The 251-nt window shown below is 48.2% G+C and carries 1 protein-coding gene; it reads left to right on the forward strand.

Annotated features, from left to right (window positions below; genetic code table 11):
* On the forward strand, positions 1–251 hold a 251-nt coding region (locus tag AAEY72_RS15750), incomplete at both ends, for a hypothetical protein (RefSeq protein ID WP_352311574.1).

Raw genomic sequence — 251 nt, forward strand, 5'->3', positions numbered from 1 at the left:
TGTCTCGCCTGCTGGAGCTGGAGGATCATCTTTTTTAGGCCAACTGCCGCCTTTACTGCAAACCATTATCGCCGAAGACACTAAAAAAGCACCGATGCCTGACGTAAAACCGTTGACGTCCAAGTGGCTACTGATGAGTTTTTATCAAGCGCCATTAGGCGCAAATGACGCGATAGCCCATGTTTGTTATTGTTTTGGTATTACGCCACCAAACACCATCACCGAAACGATTGCCGCCATCAACCAGCAAC

The sequence above is a fragment of the Psychrobacter sp. W2-37-MNA-CIBAN-0211 genome, from assembly GCF_040309405.1.
GTDB lineage: Bacteria > Pseudomonadota > Gammaproteobacteria > Pseudomonadales > Moraxellaceae > Psychrobacter > Psychrobacter glaciei.